Here is a 1,779-nt window from a genome sequence, read left to right as displayed (position 1 = left end):
GGCGGGGATCGGCGAGCTCGAGCAGCTCGTCGACGCGGGTGGCGGGGATGCCGGCGGTGGCGGCGAGGACCCTCAGGTGGTCGCGGCCGGAGCGGCCGGGGTGGAAGTTGGTCGCCTCGAGCGCCGAGCCGACGACCCGCAGCGGCTGGTCGAGCTCGCGGTAGTCCTGGCCGTCGATCGTCGCGGTGCCGGAGGTCTGGTGGACGAGGCCGAGCAGCATGCGCAGGCTCGTCGTCTTGCCGGCGCCGTTGGGTCCGAGGAACCCGGTGATCCTCCCGGGCTCGACGTTGAAGCTGAGGTCGTCGACGGCCGTGAAGCCGCCGAACCGCTTCGTCAGGTTGCGCACCTCGACGCGCGCTCCTGTCGTGGTCATCAGGTCCCCTTCGTCGGTGATGTCGCAGACCATGCAACCATCCCGGCCGAAGGGAGGGCATCCGCCTTTCGTCTGAACCTCACCTCCCCCCGTCGGGGGAGACCGCCCAGTCGAACTCTGCAAAACCCTGGGGTTTTGCAGAGTTGGCGCACACAGGCAACGCTCAGCGGGCTCCCCGTAGAATCTCGCCCACCATGACCATAGGTCTTCTCATCCTGGCCCTGGTGCTCACTCTGGGTACCGCCCTCTTCGTGGCTGCCGAGTTCTCCCTCGTCGCCCTCGACCGACCCGCCGTCCAGCGAGCCGTCGACCACGGCGACACCGCGGCCAAGCCCGTGCTGGGCTCCCTTCGCCAGCTCTCCACGCTGCTCTCCGCGTGCCAGATCGGCATCACCGTCACGACCCTGGCGCTGGGCTACATCGCCAGCCCTGCGATCGGCTCGCTCATCCAGCCGGGGCTCGAGGCCGTCGGGGTGCCGGAGAGCGTGGCGTCCTCCTCGTCCGACGGACTGGCCCTGATCATCGCCACCGTCTTCTCCATGATCCTCGGCGAGATGGTGCCCAAGACCCTCGCCGTGTCGGAGCCGCTGGGTGTCGCCAAGCTCGTCGCCGTGCCGATGCGCGTCATCGGCGTGCTCTTCAAGCCGCTGATCTTCGTCCTCAACGGCAGCGCCAACTGGGTGCTGCACCGCATGGGCGTCGAGCCGCAGGAAGAGTTGTCGGCCGCCCGCAGCCCTGCCGAGCTCGCCTCGCTCGTGCGCACCTCCGTCGAGGCCGGCACCCTCGACTACGGCACCGCCCGGCTCGTGACCCGCTCGCTCGGCTTCGGCGAGCAGACCGCGGCCGACGTCATGACGCCCCGCAACCGCGCGAGCGCCATCGACCGCACCGCGTCCGCCGAGGATCTCGTCTCGCTCGCGCGCCGCACCGGTCACTCGCGCTTCCCCGTCACGGGGGAGGACTGGGACGACATCGACGGTGTCGTCCACGTCAAGAAGGCCATCGCCGTCCCGCACGAGCGCCGCGCGGGCGTGCCCGTCTCCGCGCTGATGATCGACCCGGTCGTCGTCCCCGAGACCCTGCGGCTGGACCCGCTGCTCATGCAGCTGCGTGACTCCGGCCTGCAGATGGGCGTCGTCGTCGACGAGTACGGCGGTACCGCGGGTGTCGTCACGCTGGAGGACCTCGTCGAGGAGATCGTCGGCGAGGTGAGCGACGAGCACGACCTCGCGCAGACCACCGGTCGTCGCCTCCGCGACGGCGTGTGGACCGTGCCCGGCCTGTGGCGCCCCGACGAGGTGCGTGACCGGCTCGGCGCCGAGGTGCCCGAGGGCGCGGCCTACGAGACCGTCGGCGGCTGGGTCATGGCCGAGCTCGGCCGGGTCCCCGAGTCCGGCGCGCGTGGC

2 protein-coding genes are annotated in these 1,779 nt (G+C 71.1%); one reads left to right on the top strand and one right to left on the bottom strand.

The window, feature by feature from the left end:
• On the bottom strand, positions 1-406 hold a 406-nt coding region (locus AC2W7J_RS17915; protein ID WP_485984096.1), incomplete at its 3' end, for an ATP-binding cassette domain-containing protein.
• A 161-nt stretch (positions 407-567) separates the two neighbouring features.
• Between AC2W7J_RS17915 and AC2W7J_RS17910 the strand changes: the two genes are divergently transcribed.
• The coding region (locus AC2W7J_RS17910; protein ID WP_485984094.1) for a hemolysin family protein at positions 568-1,779 on the top strand (1,212 nt) is incomplete at its 3' end.

It is taken from the genome of Janibacter sp. CFPM2_SD2 (genome assembly GCF_057364645.1).
This window is presented reverse-complemented; position numbering and strand designations above follow the sequence as displayed.